This window comes from Pseudomonas sp. MHK4 (genome assembly GCF_054600775.1).
Genome location: NZ_BAAIAK010000003.1, coordinates 68,389 through 90,580, shown reverse-complemented (window position 1 = coordinate 90,580; position 22,192 = coordinate 68,389). Strand labels below are relative to the sequence as shown.

Annotated in this window: 21 protein-coding genes; 15 read left to right on the top strand and 6 right to left on the bottom strand. The window is 61.5% G+C overall.

Annotation, left to right across the window (positions count from 1 at the left end; translation table 11 throughout):
• Positions 1–3 precede the first annotated feature (3 nt).
• Together dprA and ACYP2Q_RS09045 are read left to right on the top strand one after the other, a co-directional pair.
• Positions 4–1,110: a DNA-processing protein DprA gene (gene dprA, locus ACYP2Q_RS09050; RefSeq protein ID WP_459730174.1), complete on the top strand. Its 1,107-nt coding sequence runs from the start codon at positions 4–6 to the stop codon at positions 1,108–1,110.
• A gap of 54 nt (positions 1,111–1,164) precedes the next feature.
• On the top strand, positions 1,165–1,722 hold the full coding sequence (locus ACYP2Q_RS09045) for an L-threonylcarbamoyladenylate synthase (RefSeq protein WP_459730173.1): 558 nt from the start codon (positions 1,165–1,167) through the stop codon (positions 1,720–1,722).
• An 82-nt stretch (positions 1,723–1,804) separates the two neighbouring features.
• On the opposite strand, the gene ACYP2Q_RS09040 is transcribed toward ACYP2Q_RS09045, so the two are convergent.
• Entirely contained in the window at positions 1,805–2,782 is a 978-nt protein-coding gene (locus ACYP2Q_RS09040; protein WP_459730172.1) for an NADPH:quinone reductase, read from the bottom strand.
• Between the two features lie 163 nt (positions 2,783–2,945).
• Between ACYP2Q_RS09040 and hemF the strand changes: the two genes are divergently transcribed.
• Positions 2,946–3,860, top strand: a complete 915-nt coding sequence (hemF, locus tag ACYP2Q_RS09035) for an oxygen-dependent coproporphyrinogen oxidase (protein WP_459730171.1) — start codon at positions 2,946–2,948, stop codon at positions 3,858–3,860.
• Positions 3,861–3,872: 12 nt separating this feature from the next.
• The gene (gene aroE / locus ACYP2Q_RS09030) at positions 3,873–4,700 is read left to right on the top strand and encodes a shikimate dehydrogenase (RefSeq protein WP_459730170.1); all 828 of its coding nucleotides are present in this window, start codon (positions 3,873–3,875) and stop codon (positions 4,698–4,700) included.
• Positions 4,701–4,773: 73 nt separating this feature from the next.
• Here aroE and ACYP2Q_RS09025 read toward each other — a convergent pair whose 3' ends face one another.
• The 3 genes from ACYP2Q_RS09025 to betC all read right to left on the bottom strand — a co-directional run bounded on the left by ACYP2Q_RS09025 (position 4,774) and on the right by betC (position 8,945).
• Positions 4,774–6,342: a SulP family inorganic anion transporter gene (locus tag ACYP2Q_RS09025; protein ID WP_459730169.1), complete on the bottom strand. Its 1,569-nt coding sequence runs from the start codon at positions 6,340–6,342 to the stop codon at positions 4,774–4,776.
• 151 nt (positions 6,343–6,493) lie between these two features.
• Entirely contained in the window at positions 6,494–7,414 is a 921-nt protein-coding gene (gene choX, locus ACYP2Q_RS09020) for a choline ABC transporter substrate-binding protein (protein WP_459730168.1), read from the bottom strand.
• 16 nt (positions 7,415–7,430) lie between these two features.
• The gene (gene betC, locus ACYP2Q_RS09015) at positions 7,431–8,945 is read right to left on the bottom strand and encodes a choline-sulfatase (protein ID WP_459730167.1); all 1,515 of its coding nucleotides are present in this window, start codon (positions 8,943–8,945) and stop codon (positions 7,431–7,433) included.
• A gap of 114 nt (positions 8,946–9,059) precedes the next feature.
• On the opposite strand from betC, the gene ACYP2Q_RS09010 reads away from it, so the two are divergent.
• The gene (locus ACYP2Q_RS09010) at positions 9,060–10,010 is read left to right on the top strand and encodes a choline sulfate utilization transcriptional regulator (RefSeq protein WP_459730166.1); all 951 of its coding nucleotides are present in this window, start codon (positions 9,060–9,062) and stop codon (positions 10,008–10,010) included.
• Here ACYP2Q_RS09010 and ACYP2Q_RS09005 read toward each other — a convergent pair.
• On the bottom strand, positions 10,007–10,669 hold the full coding sequence (locus ACYP2Q_RS09005; RefSeq protein ID WP_459730165.1) for an NAD(P)-dependent oxidoreductase: 663 nt from the start codon (positions 10,667–10,669) through the stop codon (positions 10,007–10,009). The two genes, ACYP2Q_RS09010 and ACYP2Q_RS09005, sit on opposite strands and share 4 nt — an antisense overlap.
• A gap of 83 nt (positions 10,670–10,752) precedes the next feature.
• Here ACYP2Q_RS09005 and ACYP2Q_RS09000 point away from each other — a divergent pair, with 83 nt between their 5' ends.
• Positions 10,753–11,079: a DOPA 4,5-dioxygenase family protein gene (locus ACYP2Q_RS09000; protein ID WP_459730164.1), complete on the top strand. Its 327-nt coding sequence runs from the start codon at positions 10,753–10,755 to the stop codon at positions 11,077–11,079.
• Here the strand turns inward: ACYP2Q_RS09000 and ACYP2Q_RS08995 are convergent, their stop codons facing one another.
• Positions 11,080–11,481, bottom strand: a complete 402-nt coding sequence (locus ACYP2Q_RS08995; RefSeq protein ID WP_459730163.1) for a GFA family protein — start codon at positions 11,479–11,481, stop codon at positions 11,080–11,082.
• Between the two features lie 322 nt (positions 11,482–11,803).
• On the opposite strand from ACYP2Q_RS08995, the gene ACYP2Q_RS08990 reads away from it, so the two are divergent.
• The 9 genes from ACYP2Q_RS08990 (at position 11,804) to ACYP2Q_RS08950 (ending at position 22,142) form a co-directional block, all read left to right on the top strand.
• Complete coding sequence (locus ACYP2Q_RS08990) at positions 11,804–13,111, top strand: CitMHS family transporter (protein ID WP_459730162.1); 1,308 nt, start codon at positions 11,804–11,806, stop codon at positions 13,109–13,111.
• Between the two features lie 85 nt (positions 13,112–13,196).
• A complete protein-coding gene (locus ACYP2Q_RS08985) occupies positions 13,197–13,964 on the top strand; it encodes a TerC family protein (RefSeq protein ID WP_459730161.1) in 768 nt (255 codons plus the stop codon).
• Between the two features lie 292 nt (positions 13,965–14,256).
• Positions 14,257–15,915 carry a Na/Pi cotransporter family protein gene (locus tag ACYP2Q_RS08980; protein ID WP_459730160.1) on the top strand — a complete coding sequence of 553 codons (1,659 nt, stop codon included), beginning with the start codon at positions 14,257–14,259 and terminating at the stop codon, positions 15,913–15,915.
• Between the two features lie 191 nt (positions 15,916–16,106).
• Positions 16,107–17,483: a M16 family metallopeptidase gene (locus tag ACYP2Q_RS08975; protein WP_459730159.1), complete on the top strand. Its 1,377-nt coding sequence runs from the start codon at positions 16,107–16,109 to the stop codon at positions 17,481–17,483.
• 64 nt (positions 17,484–17,547) lie between these two features.
• Positions 17,548–18,576 carry a DUF5924 family protein gene (locus ACYP2Q_RS08970; protein WP_459730158.1) on the top strand — a complete coding sequence of 343 codons (1,029 nt, stop codon included), beginning with the start codon at positions 17,548–17,550 and terminating at the stop codon, positions 18,574–18,576.
• Between the two features lie 54 nt (positions 18,577–18,630).
• The gene (locus tag ACYP2Q_RS08965; RefSeq protein ID WP_459730157.1) at positions 18,631–19,779 is read left to right on the top strand and encodes an ABC transporter permease; all 1,149 of its coding nucleotides are present in this window, start codon (positions 18,631–18,633) and stop codon (positions 19,777–19,779) included.
• Complete coding sequence (locus ACYP2Q_RS08960) at positions 19,776–20,579, top strand: ABC transporter ATP-binding protein (RefSeq protein ID WP_459730156.1); 804 nt, start codon at positions 19,776–19,778, stop codon at positions 20,577–20,579. Before ACYP2Q_RS08965 ends, ACYP2Q_RS08960 begins: the two co-directional genes overlap by 4 nt.
• Position 20,580: 1 nt before the next feature.
• On the top strand, positions 20,581–21,519 hold the full coding sequence (locus ACYP2Q_RS08955; protein WP_459730155.1) for an MlaD family protein: 939 nt from the start codon (positions 20,581–20,583) through the stop codon (positions 21,517–21,519).
• Positions 21,516–22,142 (top strand): ABC-type transport auxiliary lipoprotein family protein, encoded by a 627-nt coding sequence (locus ACYP2Q_RS08950; protein WP_459730154.1) that lies wholly within the window; start codon positions 21,516–21,518, stop codon positions 22,140–22,142. Before ACYP2Q_RS08955 ends, ACYP2Q_RS08950 begins: the two co-directional genes overlap by 4 nt.
• The last annotated feature ends 50 nt before the right edge of the window (positions 22,143–22,192 follow it).

Below are 22,192 nucleotides of genomic sequence, written 5' to 3'. Positions count from 1 at the left end.
TCCATGTCGATACCCGCTGTTACACCGGTTTCCCCTGCGGAACTGGAAGCCCGTTTACGCCTGCACCGTCTGCCCGAACTTGGCCCGGCACGTTTCAGGAAATTGCTGGAAGCCTTTGGTTCGGCGTCCAAAGCCATCAGTGCACCGGCCAGTGCGTGGCGAGCACTGGGCTTGCCGTTGGTGTGTTGCGAGGCCCGGCGCGCCCCGGAAATTCGTGACGGCGCCAGCCATGCATTGGCCTGGCTAGAGCGTCAGGGCCAGCATTTGCTGATGTGGGACCAGCCTGAGTACCCGGCGCTGCTGGCGCAAATCAGCGATGCGCCACCGCTGCTGTTCGTCGCGGGCGATCCGCAGATCCTGGAAAAACCGCAACTGGCGATGGTCGGCAGCCGGCGTGCTTCACGGCCAGGCATGGACACCGCCGCCGCGTTTTCCCGCAGCCTGGCCGGTGCCGGATTCGTCATCACCAGCGGCCTGGCTCTGGGGATCGATGCTGCGGCGCATCAGGCGGCACTGGACGTTGGCGGGCGAACGGTCGGGGTACTTGGCACGGGTCTTGAAAATTTTTATCCACAGCGCAATCGGCGCCTGGCGGACGCCATGATCGCGTCGGGCAGCGCGGTGCTTTCGGAGTTTCCGCTGGACGCCGCTCCCAGCGCCAGCAACTTCCCCCGACGCAACCGGATCATCAGCGGATTGTCCCTGGGCGTGCTGGTGGTTGAAGCCAGTGTTGCCAGTGGTTCATTAATCACGGCCCGGCTGGCGGCGGAGCAAGGGCGCGAAGTTTTTGCGATTCCAGGGTCGATTCATCATCCCGGCGCTCGCGGTTGCCATCAGCTGATCCGCGACGGCGCCGTGCTGGTGGAAACCATCGAGCATATCCTCGAGGCCTTGCGTGGCTGGCAGCAGCTGCCGTTTTCAATGGAAACACCGGCGGCGGCAACGAGCCATCCGCTGCTGACGCTGCTCCACGCCGCCCCCCACACCAGTGAAGCGCTGGCCGATGCCAGTGGCTGGACTTTGCCCAAGGTCCTGGCGACGTTGACGGAACTGGAAATGGACGGCCGCGCTGTCTGTGAAAACGGGCGCTGGTTTGCGCGGGTAAGCTAGGTTTTACAACGAAGAACGGTAAACTGCGCAGAGCCTTATTCTGGAGAGTTTTTCATGGTCAACAGTTGGCGTGTGCAGCAAGCCGCACGAGCAATTCGCGCAGGGGCGGTGATTGCCTACCCAACCGAAGCAGTCTGGGGGCTGGGTTGCGACCCGTGGGATGAAGAGGCAGTGGATCGTTTGCTGCTGATCAAGGGGCGGTCCGTGGAGAAGGGCCTGATCCTGGTCGCCGACAATATCCGCCAGTTCGACTTCCTTTTTGAAGACTTCCCCGAGCTATGGATGGACCGCATGGCCAGTACCTGGCCGGGGCCGAACACCTGGCTGGTGCCGCATCAGAACATGTTGCCGGAATGGATCACCGGTGTGCATGAAACGGTGGCGTTGCGGGTCAGCGATCACCCTCAGGTGCGGGATTTGTGCGCGTTGGTCGGGCCGCTGGTGTCGACGTCCGCCAACCCACAGGGCCGGCCGGCGGCGCGCACGCGGATTCGCGTCGAGCAGTACTTCCGGGGGCAGGTTGACCTGGTGTTGGGCGGGAACCTGGGGGGGCGCAAGAATCCGAGTGTTATCCGGGATCTGGCGACCGGGCATGTGGTGCGCCCGGATTGAGACCGAGGTGCGCCCATCGCCAGCAGGGCTAGCTCCCACACAGATCCAATGTGGGAGCTGGCCCTGCTGGCGATGGCGTCAGTCAAGGCAACAAAACAACCGACCCGGTCGTACGCCGCGCCGACAACTCGGTCTGCGCCTTCGCTGCGTCCGCCAATGCATAACGCTGGCTGATGTCCACTGTCAGCTTGCCGCTGATGATCATCTCGAACAGCTCATCGGCCATGCGCTGCAGGTTCTCGGCATTGTTGGCGTAGGTCGCCAGTGTCGGCCGGGTGACGTACAACGAGCCTTTGCCCGCCAGGATCCCCAGATTCACCCCGTCCACCGCCCCGGACGCATTACCGAAGCTCACCACCAGCCCACGAGGCGCTGCGCTGTCGAGCGAGGTCAGCCAGGTGTCCTTGCCGACGCCGTCGTACACCACCGGGACCTTTTTGCCGTCAGTCAATTCCAGTACGCGTTGCGCGACGTTTTCATGGCTGTAGTCGATGGTCGCCCAGGCACCATTGCCCTTGGCCAGCGCGGCTTTCTCTGCCGAACTCACCGTACCGATCAACTTCACGCCCAGGGCCTTGGCCCATTGGCAGGCAAGGGAGCCGACGCCACCGGCAGCGGCGTGGAACAGGATGGTTTCGCCACCCTTGAGTTCGTAGGTCTGGCGCAGCAGGTACTGCACGGTCAGGCCCTTGAGCATCACACCGGCGGCCTGCTCGAAACTGATGGCGTCCGGCAGGCGCACCAGGTTGGCCTCGGGCAACACGTGAACCTCGCTGTAGGCGCCCAACGGGCCGCTGCCGTAAGCCACGCGATCGCCGACCTTGAACCGGGTCACTTCGCTGCCAACCGCCTCGACCACGCCCGCGCCTTCCGAGCCGAGACCCGATGGCAGGGCCGGTGGCGGATAGAGGCCGCTGCGGTAATAAGTGTCGATGAAGTTCAGGCCGATGGCCTTGTTGCTCACGCGGACCTGCTGCGGGCCGGGCTCGGCAGGTTGGTAGTCCACATACTCAAGTACTTCGGGGCCACCGTGGGCACGGAACTGGATACGCTTTGCCATCTGCACTCTCCTGAGATCGTTGTACCAAGTGCGCTATCTGGCTCCGAAGCGTGATCTTCGTCAACTGCGACGAGCGCATTGGCGGTGTTATGCTACGCGCCCATTTGCGCAGGCTCAGCTCCGCTGGAGCGCCGCGTAGCTTTGCCCGATCCAAGGTGATGCCATGACTACCCGCACCGAGGCCGTAAAAGCCTACCTGCTCGATCTGCAAGACCGTATTTGCGCTGCCCTGGAGGCCGAAGACGGCGGCACGCGCTTCGTCGAAGATGCCTGGACCCGGCCTGCCGGCGGTGGCGGACGCACACGAGTGGTCGAAAATGGCACGGTGATCGAAAAGGGCGGCGTCAACTTTTCCCACGTCTTCGGCAGCGGTTTGCCGCCGTCGGCCAGCGCCCATCGGCCGGAACTGGCCGGGCGTGGCTTCGAGGCCCTCGGCGTGTCGCTCGTGATCCACCCGCACAACCCGCATGTACCGACTTCCCACGCCAACGTGCGGTTTTTCATCGCCGAGAAAGAAGGTGAAGAGGCGGTCTGGTGGTTTGGCGGCGGCTTCGACCTGACGCCGTACTACGGCAATGAAGAAGACTGCGTGCACTGGCACCGCGTCGCCGAGCAGGCCTGTGCGCCGTTCGGTGCGGACGTCTACTCGCGTTACAAGGCCTGGTGCGACAGTTATTTCCACATCAAGCATCGCCACGAGCCCCGGGGCATCGGCGGCCTGTTTTTCGATGACCTGAACGAGTGGGACTTCGACACCAGCTTCGCGTTCATGCGGGCCATCGGTGACGCCTACATCGACGCGTACCTGCCGATCGTGCAGCGCCGCAAGAACGCTGCCTACACCGCCAAACAGCGGGAGTTCCAGGAGTTCCGCCGTGGGCGCTACGTCGAGTTCAACCTGGTCTACGACCGTGGCACCCTGTTCGGCCTGCAATCGGGTGGCCGCACCGAGTCGATCCTCATGTCGCTGCCACCGCAGGTACGCTGGGGTTATGACTGGAAAGCCGAGCCGGGTAGCGAAGAAGCGCGCCTGACCGAGTACTTCCTGCAAGACCGCGATTGGTTGGCCCAGGCCTGAAGAGGAATGTTGATGGACCGTTATGTCGTTTTCGGTAACCCGATTGGCCACAGCAAATCGCCGCTGATTCATCGCCTGTTCGCCGCGCAGACCGGGCAAAAACTCGACTACAGCACTTCGCTGGCGCCCCTCGATGATTTTTCCGGCTGTGCCCGGGCGTTTTTCCTCGAAGGTCGTGGCGCGAATGTGACGGTGCCGTTCAAGGAAGACGCCTTTCGCCTCGCGGACAGCCTGACGGCTCGGGCGCAACGGGCCGGTGCCGTGAACACCCTGAGCAAGCTGGACGACGGCACCTTGTTGGGCGACAACACCGATGGCGCCGGGCTGGTGCGGGATTTGACGGTCAACGCCGGGTTCAGCCTCAAGGGCAAACGCATCCTGCTGCTGGGGGCCGGTGGCGCTGTGCGCGGTGCGCTGGAGCCGTTGCTGGCCGAGCAGCCGGCTTCGGTGATCATCGCCAACCGTACGGTGGACAAGGCCGAGTTGCTGGCGGAACTGTTCTGCGATCTGGGCCCGGTAGCGGCCAGTGGTTATGACTGGCTGCAGGAGTCGGTGGACCTGATCATCAATGCGACGTCCGCGAGCCTGACGGGCGATGTGCCGCCGATTGCGCCAAGCCTGATCGAGCCGGGCAAGACGCTGTGCTACGACATGATGTACGGCAAGGAGCCGACTTCGTTCTGCCGCTGGGCCAGCGAACACGGCGCGGCAGTGTCGATGGATGGGCTGGGGATGTTGGCCGAGCAGGCGGCGGAGGCGTTCTTCCTGTGGCGTGGAGTGCGCCCGGATACGGCGCCGGTGTTGGCGGAGCTTCGTCGGCAATTGACACAATCCCTGTAGGAGCGGGCTTGCCCGCGAAGCTTTTGGCGTACTCAAGGACGCCTTCGCTGGCAAGCCAGCTCCTACAAGGGTTTCAATCCTCAAAGCGGATCGGGCATTTTTCTGCCCCTTCCAGCTTTCTCAGCTCCTCCACCACCTGCGGCCGGGCCCGGCGCAGGGTCAGGCTGCGGTCCTGGCGCAATAGCCGCCGCGCTTCCTGGTGCAGCATCTCCACCCCTGAATAGTCGATGAAGTTGATCTGCTGCGCCTCGATCACCACGCGTGCCCCGTGCATGCGTTGCAGGCGTACTTGCAGGTAATGGCTGGCGCCGAAAAAGATCGAGCCGCCGACCCGCAGAATGTCTTCATCGCCGTCGCGTAAATGCTGCACCCGTGGTTGCGAGGTGCGTTTGAGGTAAAAGAACAGCGACGCCAACACCCCGGCATAGATCGCCGTCTGCAGTTCCAGCAGCAGCGTGGCGATACACGTCAGGCCCATCACCACGAACTCGGCGCGGCTGACCCGCAGCAACGCACGAATACCCCGATGGTCCACCAGGCCCCAGGCGATCAGTAAAATGCTGCCGGCCATGGCCGGAATGGGAATGTGGGCGATCAGGCTCGCGCCAAAAATCGCAAACAGCGCCACCCACAAGGCTGAAAAGATCCCCGCCAATGGCGAACAGGCTCCCGCTTCGTAGCTCAGGCCCGAACGGGTGAACGAGCCGGCCGAGAGCGACCCGGAAAAAAACGCACCGACGACGTTCGAAAGGCCTTGGGCGCGAACTTCCTGGTTGGCGTCGAGTAGTTGCTGCGAACGTGCCGATATCGAGCGGGCAATCGACAAACTGGTGACCAGCCCCAGCATGCCGACCGCCACGGCGCTGGGCAGCAGGCGCAGGATCAGGTCGAGGTCCAGTGGCAGCGAACTCAAAGGCGGCAACTGGCCGGTGAAGGCGCTGACCAACTGCACATGACCGAACATCGATGGCCAGAGCCAGACCAGCACGGCAGCCAGTACCAGGGTTATCAACAGGGTCGGCCAGCGCGGCAGGCACAGCTTGAGGATCACGCCTACCACGACGGTGGCCAATCCGAGCATGAGCGAGGGTTTATCCACTTCCCCCAGGTGTCTGAACAAGGTGATGAAGCTGTCCAGGGCGGTGGCCTGGCTGGGCAGGTCCAGACCCAGCAGGTTGGGCAACTGGCCGACGGCAATCACCACCGCCGCGCCGAGGGTGAAGCCAAGCACCACCGAATGCGAGACGAAATTGACCAGCGCACCAAAGCGCAGCAATCCCAGCAGCCACTGGAAAATCCCGGCCAGGAAGGTCAGCAACAGGATCAGGGTAACGTAGTCCTGGGTCGCCGGAACGGCCAGGGGACTGACGCTGGCGTACAGGACGATGGAGATGGCCGCCGTAGGACCGCAGATCAAATGCCAAGACGAGCCCCAGAGGCAAGCGATCAACACCGGGATAATCGCCGCATACAAGCCGTACTCCGGTGGAAGGCCGGCAATCAGTGCGTAGGCGATGGATTGCGGTAACGCGAGAATTGCGCCACTAAGGCCGACGACCAGGTCACGACCGACGCTGGCGCGGGTTTGCCGGGGTAACCATGATAGGAATGGGAAGAGTGAATGGCGGCTGGGAAGGGCCATGGGTCCTCTCGGGTTGGGTTTTGCATAAGGGTATCAGCACCAGACACTGTAGGAGCGAGCTTGCTCGCGATGGAGGTTAACGATAACGCAGGTTGTCCAGAGCCCCGCGTTGTCCTCAGGTTTTTCGCGAGCAAGCTCGCTCCTACAGGGTTCAAAGCCTGGCTTTTACAGCAGGCAACGCATCCTTGCCATCCACGGTCTTCACCCCATCGAGCCACTTGTCCAGCACGGCGGGATTGGCCTTTATCCACGCCTTGGCCGCATCCGCGTTGCTGACTTTTTTGTTCACCACCTCGGCCATGATGCTGTTCTCCATTTCCTGGGTGAAGCTCAGGTTGGTGAGCAGCTTGCCGACGTTCGGGCAGGCTTGTGCATAACCTTTGCGGGTCAGCGTATGGACGCTTCCGGTATCACCGAAGTATTTCTCGCCACCCTTCAGGTAATGCATTTTCAGTTGTACGTTCATCGGGTGCGGCGTCCAGCCGAGGAAGGTCACGAACTTCTGCTTCTTCACCGCCCGGGACACTTCCGCCAGCATGGCCTGCTCGCTGGATTCCACCAGTTTCCATTGACCCATGTCGAAATCATTTTTCTTGATGATCTCTTGCAGTGAGATGTTGGCCGGTGCGCCAGAGCCGATGCCATAGATCTTGTGGTCGAACTTGTCGGCGTACTTGTTCAGGTCGGCAAAGTTATGCACACCCGCGTCCCAGACGTAATCCGGTACAGCGAGGGTGAACTCGGTGCCATCGAGGTTCTTCGCCAGTTGCGTGACGTCACCGGTGGCGACGAACTTGTCGTAGAAGCCCTGCTGCGCCGGCATCCAGTTACCAAGGAAAACATCCACCTGGCCATCCTTGAGCCCGCCAAAGGTGATCGGCACAGCTAGGGTGTCGACCTTGGCCTTGTAGCCCATGCCGTCCAGCAGAAACCCGGTGATGGCATTGGTCGCGGCGATGTCGCTCCAGCCCGGATCGGCCATCTTCACCGTCTCGCAACTCTGATCGGCATACACCGAGGCACTGCCCAGAGCCAGGAGCCCGACCGTCAGTACTGTGGATAACCTTTGCATGGACTTCCCCTTGAGATTATTGGTTTTGGCAGGGTTGTGGATAACGTGCTTTACGCTCCAGATCGTCGAGGTCGATGTGGTTGCGCATGTACTGCTGACTGGCATCCACCAGCGGCTGGTGATCCCAGCTCTTCAGCTTGCCGATGGTCAGGGCATCGGCGACGAAACGCCGACGCCGCTGGCTCGCGAGCACCTGTTGGTGGATCGCCGGAATGTCCCATTTAGCCCGTGCTTCGGCGAGAAAATCGTCGAACAGCTGGCGATATGGCGGCGACTGGCTGAGTTCTTCCAGCTCCCGCGGGTCATTGTTCACATCGAAGAGTAGGCAAGGGTCGTCTTCGCTGTAGATGAATTTGTAGGCGCCACGGCGAATCATCATCAGCGGGCCGACGGTGCCTTCGGCCATGTATTCACCGAATACTTCGTCGTGACCGCCCTGCCCTTGCAGGTGCGGCACCAGCGAACGGCCATCGAGCGGCAAGCCCGGTTCGAGGGCGCCGCCAGCCAGTTCGACAAAAGTCGGCAACAGGTCGGCGGTGGAGACCGACGCGCTGACCCGGCCTGCGTCGAACTGCCCGGGGGCACTTATCAATAGCGGCACACGAGCGGCCATTTCGTACCAGTGCATTTTGTACCAGAGGCCACGTTCGCCGAGCATGTCGCCGTGGTCGCCGGAGAATACGATGATGGTGTCATCGATCAACCCGGTATCCTCGAGCGTTTGCAGGAGTTTGCCGACGTTGCTGTCGATATAGCTGCAGGCACCGAAATAGGCACGGCGCGCGTCGCGAATTTTATCCACAGGCAATGGCTTGTCCCACAAGTCATAGACCTTGAGCAAGCGCTGTGCGTGCGGATCGAGTCCGGCTTGGTCCGGTGTAACAGGCAACGGGATGTCGGCGTCGTCGTACAGGTCCCAGAACGCCTTGGGAATGGTGTACGGGTCGTGGGGGTGAGTCATCGAGACAGTCAGGCAAAACGGCTGGTCGCCATCCTCGCGGATGTGGTCGAACAGGTACTGCTGGGCCTTGAACACCACTTCTTCGTCGAAATCCAGTTGATTGGTGCGCACGCAGGGGCCTGCCTGCAGTACCGACGACATGTTGTGGTACCAGGTTGGACGCACGTCCGGTTCATCCCAGTTCACCGCCCAGCCATAGTCGGCCGGGTAGATATCGCTGGTCAGACGTTCTTCATAACCGTGCAACTGGTCCGGGCCACAGAAATGCATCTTGCCCGACAGCGCGGTGCGGTAGCCGAGGCGGCGCAGGTAGTGGGCATAGGTCGGCACATCGGCAGGAAAATCCGCTGCGTTGTCATAGGCGCCGATCTTGCTCGGCATCTGACCGCTGACCAGGGTAAAGCGCGAGGGCGCGCACAGCGGGCTATTGCAGTAAGCGCTGTCGAACACCACCCCGCCGGCGGCGAGGCGGCTCAGATTGGGCAGCTTGATGGGCGATGGGCCGTAGATGGGCAACATTGGCGCGGCCATTTGATCGGCCATGATGAAAAGAATGTTCTTGCGCTTCATGTGTTCGCGGCATTCCATAGTGGATGTTTATGCGAGAGTGCTGGGATCGAGGATGTAACCCGCACACTTTGCGGTAAAGCCCATGGCCGGCAATGACTAGGATAAGCACAGCTTATGTATGACGCACTTGGTGACCTTTCTCTGGATTTGCTCCGCGCTTTTGAATCGGCGTCCCGTCAGCGCAGCTTCACGGCGGCGGCGGTCGAGCTGGGCACCACGCAGCCGGCGATCAGCCAACAGATCAAGCGCCTGGAAGAGCAACTGGCGACACGATTGTTCGACCGCATTTATCGCGGCATCGAACTGACTGAGGCCGGGACCATCCTGTTCGAGCAGGTTCAGCTGGGTTTGCAGAATATTGCCGCGGGATTGGCGGCGATCAGCGCCCAGCATCAGCATGAAGTGTTGCAGGTCGCCACCGATTTCGCCTTCGCCGCCTACTGGCTGATGCCCCGGTTACACCGCTTTCATGCGGCCAATCCACAGGTCGACGTCAGCCTGGTGACCAGTGAACGCAGCCATAACATGCTGCGCAGCGACATCGACGTGGCGGTTCTTTTCGGTGATGGCCGCTTCAAGCAGGGCGAGAGCCATTGGCTGTTCAGCGAGGAGGTATTCCCGGTGTGCAGCCCGCAGTTGTTGATTGATCGTGCCCTGCCCTTGCCCGCCCAATCGTTGCTGGAGTTTCCACTCCTGCACCTGCGGGGCGAGAACAGCAGTCACTGGTTCGACTGGAGCGGTGTCTTTCGCGAGTTGGGAATCACCTCGCCCCCGGCTCCCGGCCAATTGCGTTTCGACAATTACACCTTGCTGATTCAGGCCGCCATTGGCGGTCAGGGCGTGGCCATTGGCTGGCGGCACCTTGTGGATAACTTGCTGGCCCAAGGTTTGTTGTGCCGGCCGATTGCCGAAACGGTGATTTCCAGGTTGGGTTACTACGTGGTGTTGCCACAGCGCAAACGGCGTGGGGCGTTGATTAAGCAGTTTGTCGATTGGTTGATGGCTGAGCAGGCCAGCAGTGCGCAATCCTTGAATGGCGTGGCGCTGCCCTCCATTGCCGTTTAGCTGTCGGTCGCGATGAAATTGACGTGCTCGCCGATATGCAGGTTTAGCTGCAACTCATCGGCGATCCCTACCGCCGTGCGGGCCAGGCGTGCGAGCGGCTCCGCCAGCCCCGGCTCAAGGCTGCTGCTGACCTGGCTGAAATGCTCGATAGTCAACCCCGGCACCCCGCGCGGGGCGTTCACCAGCGTCCAGTGCAAGGCACTGCTTTGCAGTGCTTCGCGGATTTCTTCGGCGGCGTGGAGCTGCAACCCGTCCTCGAACTCCGGATCGTCCAGAATCTCGAAATCACCCACCAGAAACAACCGCGCAATGCCCGCCGCCTGCATGCTATCGATCAGCGCATCCACCGCCAGCACCTGCTCGACCGGGCCGGGCACTATGGTTTTTTCCACGTGCTCACTGTTGAATGGCAGCCCCGGTGCGTCTAATAAACAGACGACCGCCGAACTGCCAGCCACACTTTGCTTCACGCGCTCGGCATCGAACAGGTCACCCGACTTGGTGCGCAAACCCGGACGCGGCGCCAGCGCCGTCAGGTCATCGAGAATGGCGATCACTTCATGCTGGCGCCGCAGCATTTCAGCCATCAGCGCACTGCCCAGGCTACTCATGGCACCATAAAGCACCACTTTCACTACTGGGGTTTCGGCATTTTTCATGGCTGAGCTCCGTTGATTCCGGGGTATATGGCGTGTGACCTGCTGGAAACGGTGAGGGTTCGACTCGATATAGAGGGATTCAGATGCAACGGATCAAGGGCTATCACGCCCATGTGTATTTCGACGCCAGCACCATCGACCAGGCGCGGGCCCTATGTGAGCAAGCCGCGCAGTTGTTCCCGTTGAAGATGGGCCGCGTTCATGAGCGCCCCGTCGGCCCGCACCCGGACTGGAGCTGCCAGTTGGCGTTCGGCCCCGAGCTGATTGGCGATGTGCTGCCTTGGCTGGCGCTCAACCGCAAGGGGCTGGTGGTGTTCCTGCACCCGGACACCGGCAACGACTTGCTGGATCACCGCGATCACGCGATCTGGATGGGCGCGGTCCGGCCGCTGGACCTGACTATTTTTTGATCAGAGCGTTTCTTCGGCTTCGCCCGGCAAATGCTCGTCCAGGCGCAGCCACGGCAGGCGGCTGTCAGTCCAGATGTGCCGTTCGGCCGGGGCCTGTTCCGGGTGGTCGAGGGTGGCGATGGTCACGTCGATGCTGTCCGGGCTCAGGTGGGTCACCAAGGCCAGTTGCGCCCCGCAGTGGCCGCAGAAATAGCGCGCGCAGGTGGGCGAAGAGACGTACCGCGCGGGTGTCCCGGCCAGCCATTGAAAGGCAGCCGCCGGGACGGTGATCCACGTAGTCACGATCCCGCCGCTGACTCGTCGGCAAATCGAGCAATGGCAATGGGCGATATCGTGCAATGGCCCGCTGAATTGATAGCGCAGTTGCCCGCAGTGGCAGCCGCCGGTATGACAGACCTTCATCTTGTTTTCCTCCCGAGTCCATATCGATGTGCCAGAATCCCGTCCGACGACCGGTTGCACATCCGGTCAATGCTTTCATCGGCGAAAGCTGGCTGAAAGCTTCCCCGATTAGGATCGCCCTCACTGCCGGCAACAGACCGGTTGGCTATAGCGAATGTTCGATTGTTCGCCCGGCCCATTTAACAACAACAATGGTGACCCTGATGTCCTCTTCTATCCGCCGCTTTGCTGCAACTCCGCCCGTACGCCTCGTGCTTCCCGTTCTGCGCTGATCCCGCCGGATCCGCCCATTCCCTAGCCGCGCTACGCCTGGAGTATTCCCATGCTGACTTTCCTTGGCTTCGCCATGGTCATCACGTTCATGTTCCTGATCATGACCAAGCGCCTGTCCGCGTTGATCGCCCTGATCATCATCCCGATCGTTTTCGCCCTGTTCGGCGGTTTCGGCCCGAAAATCGGCCCGATGATGCTCGAAGGCATTACCAAGCTCGCGCCTACCGGCGTGATGCTGATGTTCGCGATCCTGTATTTCGCCCTGATGATCGACTCCGGCCTGTTCGACCCTGCCGTGCGCAAGATCCTCAAGATGGTCAAGGGCGACCCGTTGAAAGTGTCGGTCGGTACCGCGGTACTGGCGCTGGTCGTTTCCCTCGACGGTGACGGGGCGACCACCTACATGATCTGCGTGGCCGCCATGCTGCCGCTCTACAGCCGCATCGGCATGAGCCCGCGGATCATGGCCGGCTTGATCATCCTCGCCGGTGGCGTGATGAACATGACCCCCTGGGGAGGCCCGACCGCCCGTGCCGCCAGTGCGCTGCACGTGGACCCGTCGGCCATCTTCGTACCGATGGTTCCAGCGATGGCCGCCGGTGTCCTGGCCATCCTCGCCATTGCCTACTTCTACGGCAAGCGTGAGCGTGCGCGTTTGGGGGAATTGCACCTGGTGGGCGACGAGATCGACCACAGCGAAATCACCGTTTCGCAATTCCCGGATGCCCGTCGTCCAAATCTGATCTGGTTCAACGGCGCCCTGACCCTGGCCCTGATGTGCACCCTGATCGCCGGCCTGTTGCCGCTGCCGGTGCTGTTCATGGTGGCGTTCAGTATTGCCATGATCGTCAACTACCCTTGCCTGCAACAGCAAAAAGATCGCGTCGCGGCCCACGCCGGTAGCGTGTTGGCGGTGGTCGGGCTAATCTTTGCCGCGGGTATCTTCACCGGTATCCTGTCGGGCACCGGCATGGTCGATGCCATGTCGAAGAGCCTGCTGGCGGTGATTCCGGACTTCCTCGGCCCGTACCTGGCGGTAATCACGGCGTTGGTGAGCATGCCGTTCACCTTCTTCATGTCCAATGATGCTTTTTATTACGGTGTTTTGCCGGTACTGGCCGAAGCCGCCAGCCATTACGGTATTACTGCGGTGGAAATGGCACGTGCCTCGATCGTCGGTCAGCCCGTCCACCTGTTGAGCCCGCTGGTACCATCGACTTATCTGTTGGTGGCCCTGGCCGGCATCGATTTTGGTGATCACCAGCGTTTCACCCTGAAATGGGCAGTGCTTGTTTGCATGTGCATACTGGTTGCTGCATTGCTGATGGGGATTTTTCCGCTGTTCAGCACTCTATAAGCCCAAGACTCACCATTTCGGGTCCAGGCTTCGCGGTTTGAAGTCGGGGCCCTTTTTGGTTTAACAATCGCTCAAAGGAATACACATGGAATGGCTGACCAACCCTGAAATCTGGGTTGCCTTCTTTACCCTGACCGCCCTGGAAATCGTCCTGGGTATCGATAACATCATCATGATTTCGATCCTGGTCAGCCGCATGCCCAAGCACATGCAACAGCGCACCCGGATTTTCGGCCTGGCGCTGGCCATGGTCACGCGGATTCTGTTGCTGCTGTCGATCACCTGGGTCATGCGCCTTACCGCCGACCTGTTCGAAGTGTTCGGCCAGGGTATCTCCGGGCGTGACCTGATCCTGTTCTTCGGTGGCCTGTTCCTGCTGTGGAAGAGCTCGCAAGAGATGTACCACGCGCTGGAAGGTGAGGACGAAACCGACGACGAGCCAAACCTCAAGGGCGGCAACTTCCTCTACACCATCATCCAGATCGCGATCATCGACATCGTGTTCTCCCTGGACTCGGTGATCACCGCCGTCGGCATGGTCTCCCACGTACCGGTCATGATTGCGGCAATCGTCGTGGCGGTGCTGGTGATGATGCTGGCTTCGGGCACTATCAGCGCGTTCATCGACAAGCACCCTTCGCTGAAGATGCTGGCGCTGTCGTTCCTGTTGATCGTCGGTATGGTGCTGATTGCCGAATCCCTGGACGTGCACGTGCCAAAAGGATACGTCTACTTCGCCATGGCGTTCTCGCTGGCCGTGGAAGCGATCAACATCAAGATGCGCACCGCGATTGCGAAAAAGAAGAAGCAGCAGGACCCGGTGAAACTGCGCAAGGACATTCCGGGGCAGTAACCCGAACCCTGTAGCTGCGCAACACCTGTGGGAGCGGGCTTGCTCGCGAAGACGGAGTGTCAGTCGACATCATTGTTGCCTGATACACCGCTTTCGCGAGCAAGCTCGCTCCCACATTGGTTTTCGCTGATCCTTTTTCATGACAGTTTTGTTTCAATCGTTTCTTTAGCTATGCGATGCTGGCGCCCAGACCGTTAGCCAACTACAGCTTAAGTACAGAACCTAGAACGTAGAACGTCGCGCGGCACCGCTAACTTGCCCCTTTGGGGCGCTACCACCACAGGGGGCCTGCATGCTCACCCTGCTCAATTTGCTCTCAGCCGTGGCCTTGCTGATCTGGGGCACGCACATCGTCCGAACCGGCATCCTGCGGGTTTACGGCTCCAACCTGCGCCACGTCATCGGCCAGAACATGTCCAAGCGCTGGCTGGCGTTCATCTCGGGAATCGTCGTGACCGCGATGGTCCAGAGCAGTAACGCCACGGCCATGCTCGTCACCTCGTTTGTCGGCCAGGGCCTGATGGCGCTGACCCCTGCCCTGGCAACCATGCTTGGGGCCGATGTCGGTACGGCCTTGATGGCACGGGTGCTGACTTTCGACTTGTCATGGCTCTCGCCACTGCTGATTTTTGTCGGGGTGATTTTCTTCCTGTCGCGCAAACAGACGCGGCTAGGGCAAATGGGCCGTGTCAGCATTGGCCTGGGCTTGATCATCCTGGCGCTGCAACTGATCGTCGAGGCGGCCGCACCGATCACTCACGCCCAAGGGGTGAAGGTGATTTTCGCCTCGCTGACCGGCGATATCCTGCTCGACGCCCTGGTCGGCGCATTGTTCGCGATGATTTCCTACTCCAGCCTGGCGGCGGTCCTGCTGACCGCGACCCTGGCTGGCGCCAGCGTGATTAGCCTGCCGGTGGCCATCGGCCTGGTGATCGGGGCCAACATCGGCAGCGGCGTTCTCGCGTTCCTCAGCACCAGCATGCAGAACGCCGCCGGTCGCCAGGTGGCGTTGGGCAGCCTGTTGTACAAGCTGATCGGCCTGTTGCTGATCATTCCGGTGCTCGACCCCCTGGTGCACTGGATCGACAGCCTCGACTACAGCTCCCAGGAGATGGTCATCGGCTTCCACCTGCTCTACAACACGGCGCGCTGCCTGATCCTGCTGCCCAGCGTCGGGCCGATGGCCAGGTTCTGCGCGTGGATACTACCGGAGCGCCCGCAAACCAACGGCATGGCCAAGCCCCGGCACCTGGACCCGACAGCCTTGGTCACGCCAAGCCTGGCGCTGGCCAACGCCGCCCGGGAAACCCTGCGCATGGGCGATCTGATCGACAACATGCTCGAGGCCATGCTCGATGTGCTGCACGGCAAGCAAACCGCCGTGACCCAGGAAATGCGTCGGCTGACCGATGATGTCGAGGCGCTCTACAGCGCGATCAAGCTGTATCTGGCGCAAATGCCCCGGGAAGACCTCAGTGACCAGGACAGCCGGCGCTGGGCGGAAATCATCGAACTGGCGATCAACCTCAAGCTCGCCAGCGACCTGATCGAGCGCATGCTGCGCAAGGTTCAGCAGCAGAAAACCTCGCAGCGCCGGTCGTTTTCCGAGGTGGGCCTGGAAGAGTTGGCCGGGCTGCACAGCCAGTTGATTTCCAACCTGCGCCTGGGCCTGTCGGTCTTTCTCAGCGCCGACAAGGAAAGTGCCCGCCAGTTGTTGCGTGAGAAACGTCGTTTTCGCGCACAGGAACGCCGCCTGGCCCACGCGCATGTCAGCCGTTTGCAACGTAAGATCGTGCAGAGTATCGAGACCAGCTCTCTGCACCTGGAGTTGATTGCCGACATGAAGCGTCTGAATTCGCTGTTTTGCAGCAGTGCTTACGTAGTATTGGAAACGTCCGACACCGGAGCGCTGGCGGTGGATGATTTGGCTGACATCACGCATTCGCCTTGAACGTCTGGCAAAGTGATTAGTCAGTAACATTGATTCAGCCTCTAGGCCGTCATTGCGGGCAAGCCCGCTCCCACAGGTTTCGAGTTGATCACAGTGGATGGATCAACCCGCTTCAGTGTGGGAGCGGGCTTGCCCGCGATAGCGGATTGAAGGACGAAACGGATCTCCGATTGGTTGCCGGGAAGCTCGTTATGCGTTGTCTGTTGTTCGCCTGTCTGTTGCTTGGTTCACTCCCTTCGTTCGCCCTGGATCGCTTCCAGGTCGAGGGCTACACCCTGCGCAACGGTTTGCAGATGTTGCTCAAGCCCGGCACCGAGCGCGGGCACGTGGCGATCCGGTTGGTGGTCGGGGTCGGCCTGGATGATTTCGGCTGTGCCGAGAAAGAACTGCCGCACCTGCTCGAACACTTGCTGTTCAGCGGCATCGACGCCAGCGGCGAAGGCGGCCTGGAGGAGCGCATGCAGGAGTTGGGTGGCGAGTGGAACGCTTTCACCAGCAACGCCGACACCACCTTCGTGATCGAAGCCCCGGCGAAAAACCAGCGCAAAGTCCTGGATTTGCTGCTGGCGCTGCTGACCCAGACCCATTTCGACGAGGACGCGATCAACGCCGCCAAGCAAGTGGTCGAGCGTGAAGACGGCGGGCACTACACGCACCTTCAACGCTGGCTGGATCGCCAGGACCTGGGCCATACCGCCAGCAATCAACTGGCCGTGGAACTGGGCCTGAAATGCCCGGAGCGCGCGGAAGTCGATCACCTGACCCGCGAACAGCTGGAGAACGTGCGCAAGGACTGGTACGCGCCCAACAACATGACGCTGATCGTGGTCGGCGACCTCGACCGTTTACTGCCGGCCTATCTGGATCGCACTTATGGCGAGCTTGCCCCTATCACCCCGACAGAGCACCCACCCCTGCCCCAGATCCAGGCCAGTGCCGCCCATGAACGCAGCCTGATCCATGGTTTCGTCGGTGGCGGGGCCAAGCTGCACTGGCTGGTACCGGAGCCGGTGCTGGACGATCAGCACGACGAAACCTTCGACCTGCTCAAGGACTACCTGGACTGGGCGCTCTATCGCCAGCTGCGCCTGGCGCACGGTTTGTCCTATGGCCCATGGGCCGAGCGCGAGGTGTTTGGCGGCGTTGGCTTCATGAGTCTGAATGCCGACCTGGAACGCGATGACGTGCCCGAAGCGTTGGAGGTGCTGGATGAATTGAAGGCCGGTTTGCTCAAGGACGGTCTCAACGCCGAGACCTTCAATCGCCTCAAACAGGCCGCCATCGCCCGCCAGTCCTGGGCGGTGCAAGGTAACAGCGCACTGGCCGATTACTACTGGAGTGCCCTGGGCGACTACGAAGACGGCCGTTTCGCCAACCCGGTAAAAGAGTTGCAAGCGGTCACGCTGGCGGAGGCGAACAAGGCCATGCGCGAACTGCTCCTGCAACCGGGCTATGTGCGGATCGAAAAACCCTTGGTCAGTTATGACCAATTGATGTGGGCGATTGCCGGGCTGTCGGGGTTGTTGCTGTTGAGCCTGGCGGCATGGCGTTTTCATCGCAGAAAGTAAGCACTTTCGCTGATGAGGCGGTAACCTGTCAGGGATTTTTCCTACGACTACTGTGAACCGCCGAATGCCGACCCTGACCCTTTTCGTCCAGCGCATCCTCGAATTGATGAAGCGCTACCCCGGGGTCATTGCGCTCGGTGGTTTTGTCTCCGGGATCGGCAGCTTCATCCTGGTGGATCGCCAGCAGGGCCTGGCGAGCTGGATCACCACCATCATGCTGATCAGCTGGGTCTGGCTGATGCTGGAAAACAGCCTGACCAAGCTGTTCACCCGAATTTTCAAGCGGGAAATTCCCCAGCCCCTGCTGCGTTATGCGACGCAGATGATTCACCAGGAGAGCCTGTTCTTCGTCCTGCCGTTCTTTTTCATCACCACGACCTGGAACAGCGGCCAGTTGTTCTTCACCGGGTTGCTGGGCATCGCGGCGCTGATTTCCATCATCGACCCGCTCTACTACAAGTGGCTGGCGCCGCGGCGCTGGGCGTTCCTGGCGCTGCACACCCTGACCCTGTTCGCCGCCCTGCTCACCGCGCTGCCGGTGATCATGCACCTGACCACCGCGCAAAGTTTCAAGTGGGCACTGGGCATCGCCGTGCTGTTGTCGTTTCCGAGCCTGGCGTCGATCTTTCCGATCCGCACCGTGCGCAACGCCCTGGCGATCCTGAGCATTACCCTGGGTATCGGCGGTGTCGGTTGGGTGCTGCGCTCGTGGGTGCCGCCGGCCACCCTGTGGATGACCGACGTGGCCATCAGCACGCAGATGCAGGATCGCACCCCCGGCGCCAGCCTCGACGAAGTCAGCGCCGAGCAGATCCGCGGCGGCGGCCTCTATGCCTACACGGCGATCAACGCGCCGCGCGGCCTGGATGAACGCATCTATCACGTCTGGCAATTCAACGGCAAAGAGGTCGATCGCATCCCGCTCGATATCCACGGCGGGCGCAAGGAAGGCTACCGGGCCTGGACCCATAAGCAGAATTTCCCGGGCAACCCGGCAGGCAAATGGCAGGTTCGGGTGCTGACCGAAGACGGCCAATTGATCGGTGTATTGCGCTTCAAGGTGGCTGAGAGCACACCGGTCAAAGAAAAGTAAGGCAGTTCGTGTTATTACGTAGCTCTGCGTAACAGCCGAAAAAGCACGGAGCTTATGACCAGCAGCACAGTGGCCGGCAATGCCCAATTGGACACCTCGCACTCCCCGCCGCAGATTCGGGTGACGGGAGACTGGACGCTCGCCCATTACGCCGACCTCAAGCACCTGAGCGAAAAGCTCGAAGGCCAGTACGACGACAGCACCCGCATCGATCTCAACGGTCTCGGCGCCCTTGATACGGCCGGCGCCTCGCTGCTGGTGGAGCTGCTGGGTTCAGAGCGCCTGGGCCGATCCGCCCAACATCCCGATTGCACCCTCTCCTCCGCCGATCGCGCGTTGTTGCAAACCGTCTATCAGTCGCTGACGGATTTCTGCGTGCCAATCAAGGAACCGGAAATCAGCGTCGGCATTCAATTGCTGACCCGTATTGGTCGCGCGGTCGACACGGTCTGGCAGGACACCCTGCAACTGCTGGGGTTCGTCGGCCTGATCCTGGAAACCATCGTCCGTGGCCTGTTTCGTCCCAAGCGCTGGCGCATCACGCCGATGGTGGCGCACATCGAACAGACCGGCCTCGACGCCGCCCCCATCGTTGCCCTGCTGACCTTTCTGGTCGGCGCCGTGGTGGCGTTTCTCGGGGCGACGGTGCTGGCCACGTTCGGCGCCAGCGTGTTCACGGTGGACCTGGTGGCGTTTGCCTTCCTGCGCGAATTCGGCGTGCTGCTGACCGCGATCCTGATGGCCGGGCGCACCGCCAGTGCGTTCACCGCGCAGATCGGCTCGATGAAGGCCAACGAGGAAATCGACGCCATCCGTACCCTGGGCCTCGACCCGATGGAATTGCTGGTGGTGCCGCGGGTCCTGGCCTTGCTGGTCGCGTTGCCGATGCTGACCTTTCTGGCGATGGTCTCGGGGATTATCGGCGGCGGCGTCGTCTGCGCAGTATCGCTGGATATTTCGCCGGCGATGTTCCTGTCGCTGCTGCAATCGGACATCGGCGTTCAGCATTTTCTGGTGGGGATCGTCAAGGCACCGATCTTCGCCTTCCTGATTGCTGCGATCGGCTGCCTGGAAGGCTTCAAGGTCAGCGGCAGCGCCGAGTCTGTCGGCGCCCACACCACCTCCAGCGTGGTGCAGTCGATTTTCGTGGTGATCGTGCTCGACGCCGTGGCCGCGCTGTTTTTCATGGAGATGAGCTGGTGAGTCGAGTACCCCGAGCCCCCGCCGAGGCGGTGATCGAAGTCCGTGGTCTGTGCAATCGTTTCGGCAGCCAGAGCGTGCACGAGAACCTCGATCTGGATCTGTACAAGGGCGAGATCCTTGCCGTGGTCGGCGGTTCCGGCAGCGGTAAATCGGTGCTGCTGCGCAGCATTGTCGGTTTGCGCCAGCCCAGCGAAGGCGTGGTGAAAGTCTTCGGCAAAAACCTGCCGACCCTGCCCGAGCACGAGCGGTCGCTGATCGAACGGCGCTTCGGCGTGCTGTTCCAGAAAGGCGCCCTGTTCTCCTCGTTGACCGTGACCGAGAACGTCGCCCTGCCCTTGATCGAACATGCAGGCCTGAGCCGCGACGATGCCGAGCACCTGGCGGCGGTGAAACTGGCCCTGGCCGGCTTGCCGCTGTCGGCGGCGGACAAGTACCCCGCGTCCCTGTCCGGCGGCATGATCAAGCGTGCGGCCCTGGCGCGGGCCTTGGCGCTGGACCCGGACATCCTGTTTCTCGACGAACCCACCGCCGGTCTCGATCCGATTGGTGCCGCGGCCTTCGATCAACTGATCCTGACCCTGCGTGATGCCCTGGGCCTGAGCGTTTTCCTGGTGACCCACGACCTCGATACGCTCTACACCATCACCGACCGGGTGGCGGTGCTGGCGCAGAAAAAAGTGCTGGTGGCCGATGCCATTGACGTGGTCTCGGAAACTGACGACGCGTGGATTCACGAATACTTCCATGGCCCTCGCGGCCGCGCGGCGCTGAATGCCGCTCAACAGCTCAACGAGGTCTGACATGGAAACCCGAGCCCATCATGTATTGATCGGCCTGTTCACCGTGATCGTGGTGACCGGCGCCCTGCTCTTCGGCCTGTGGCTGGCCAAGTCCAGTGTCGACACCGAGTTCAAGGATTACGAGGTCGTGTTCAACGAGGCGGTCAGCGGCCTGTCCAAGGGCAGTTCGGTGCAGTACAGCGGGATCAAGGTCGGTGACGTGGTGACCTTGCGCCTGGACCCGAAGGACCCGCGCCGGGTGCTGGCGCGGATCCGCCTGGGTGGCGATACCCCGATCAAGGAAGACACCCAGGCCAAACTGGCGCTGACCGGGGTCACCGGGACGTCGATCATCCAGTTGAGCGGCGGTACGCCACAGAGCCCGACGCTCAAGGGCAAGGACGGAAAACTGCCGACCATCATCGCTTCGCCCTCGCCCATCGCCCGCCTGCTCAATGACAGCAACGACCTGATGGCCGGGGTGAACACCTTGATGCACAACGCCAACCTGATGTTTTCCACGGAAAACATCGAGCGCATCAGCAAGACCCTGGAGCATCTGGAGCAAACCACCGGGGTCATTGCCGACCAGCGCGGCGACATTCGTGTGGCCATGCAGCAACTGTCCTCGGTCGGCAAGCAGGCCAGCACCATGATGGAACAGACGTCGGCGCTGATGCGTAACGCCAATGGCTTGCTCAATGATCAGGGCAAGCAGATGTTCGGCAGCGCCGAACAGGCCATGAAGTCGCTGCAACAAAGCACCGCGACCATCAACCAACTGCTGAGCACCAATCAGGAGTCGCTCAACAACGGCATGCAGGGTCTCAATGGCCTGGCACCGGCGGTGCGTGAACTGCGTGAAACCCTCACCTCGTTGCGTGCCATTTCCCAACGCCTGGAATCCAACCCCAGCGGCTACCTGCTGGGCCGTGACAAGAGCAAGGAATTCACCCCATGAAGCTGACCCGCCTCGCCCTCCTCGCCGGCTTCACGCTGATCAGCTCGTGCTCGATCCTGCCCAAGTCAGAACCCTTCGATCTCTATCGATTGCCGTCGGCGCAAAGCAGCTCATCGGCCAGTCACGTCACGCCGCAGCGCTGGTCGTTGCGCCTGAACAAGCCCCAGGCCAGCGAAGCGTTGAACAGCCCGAACATTGCCGTCATCCCTCAGGGCGACGTGATCAGCAGCTACAAGGGCTCGCGCTGGAGCGACCCGGCGCCGGTGTTGCTGCGTAACCGGCTGCTCGATGGCTTCCAGCGTGATGGTCGGGTGACGCTGCTGAGTACCGATGACAGCAACTTCCATGCGGATCTGGAGCTGGGCGGCAGCTTGCAGGCGTTCCAGACTGAGTATCAGGGCAGCAGCGCCAGTGTGGTCGTGCGCCTGGATGTTTTGCTGGTGCGCGGGTATGACCAGCACATCCTTGCCAGCAAACGCTTTGAAGTGCGCCGGCCGTTGAGCGATGTGCAGGTGCCGGCGGTGGTGGCCGGGTTTGGCCAGGCCAGTGATCAGGTGACGGCGCAGGTGGTGGCGTGGGCGGTTGAGCAAGGACAGAAATTATCGCCGCCTGCGATATTTTGAAGGTCCTGCGGACCTTATCGCTGGCAAGCCAGCTCCTACAGGGACCTTTG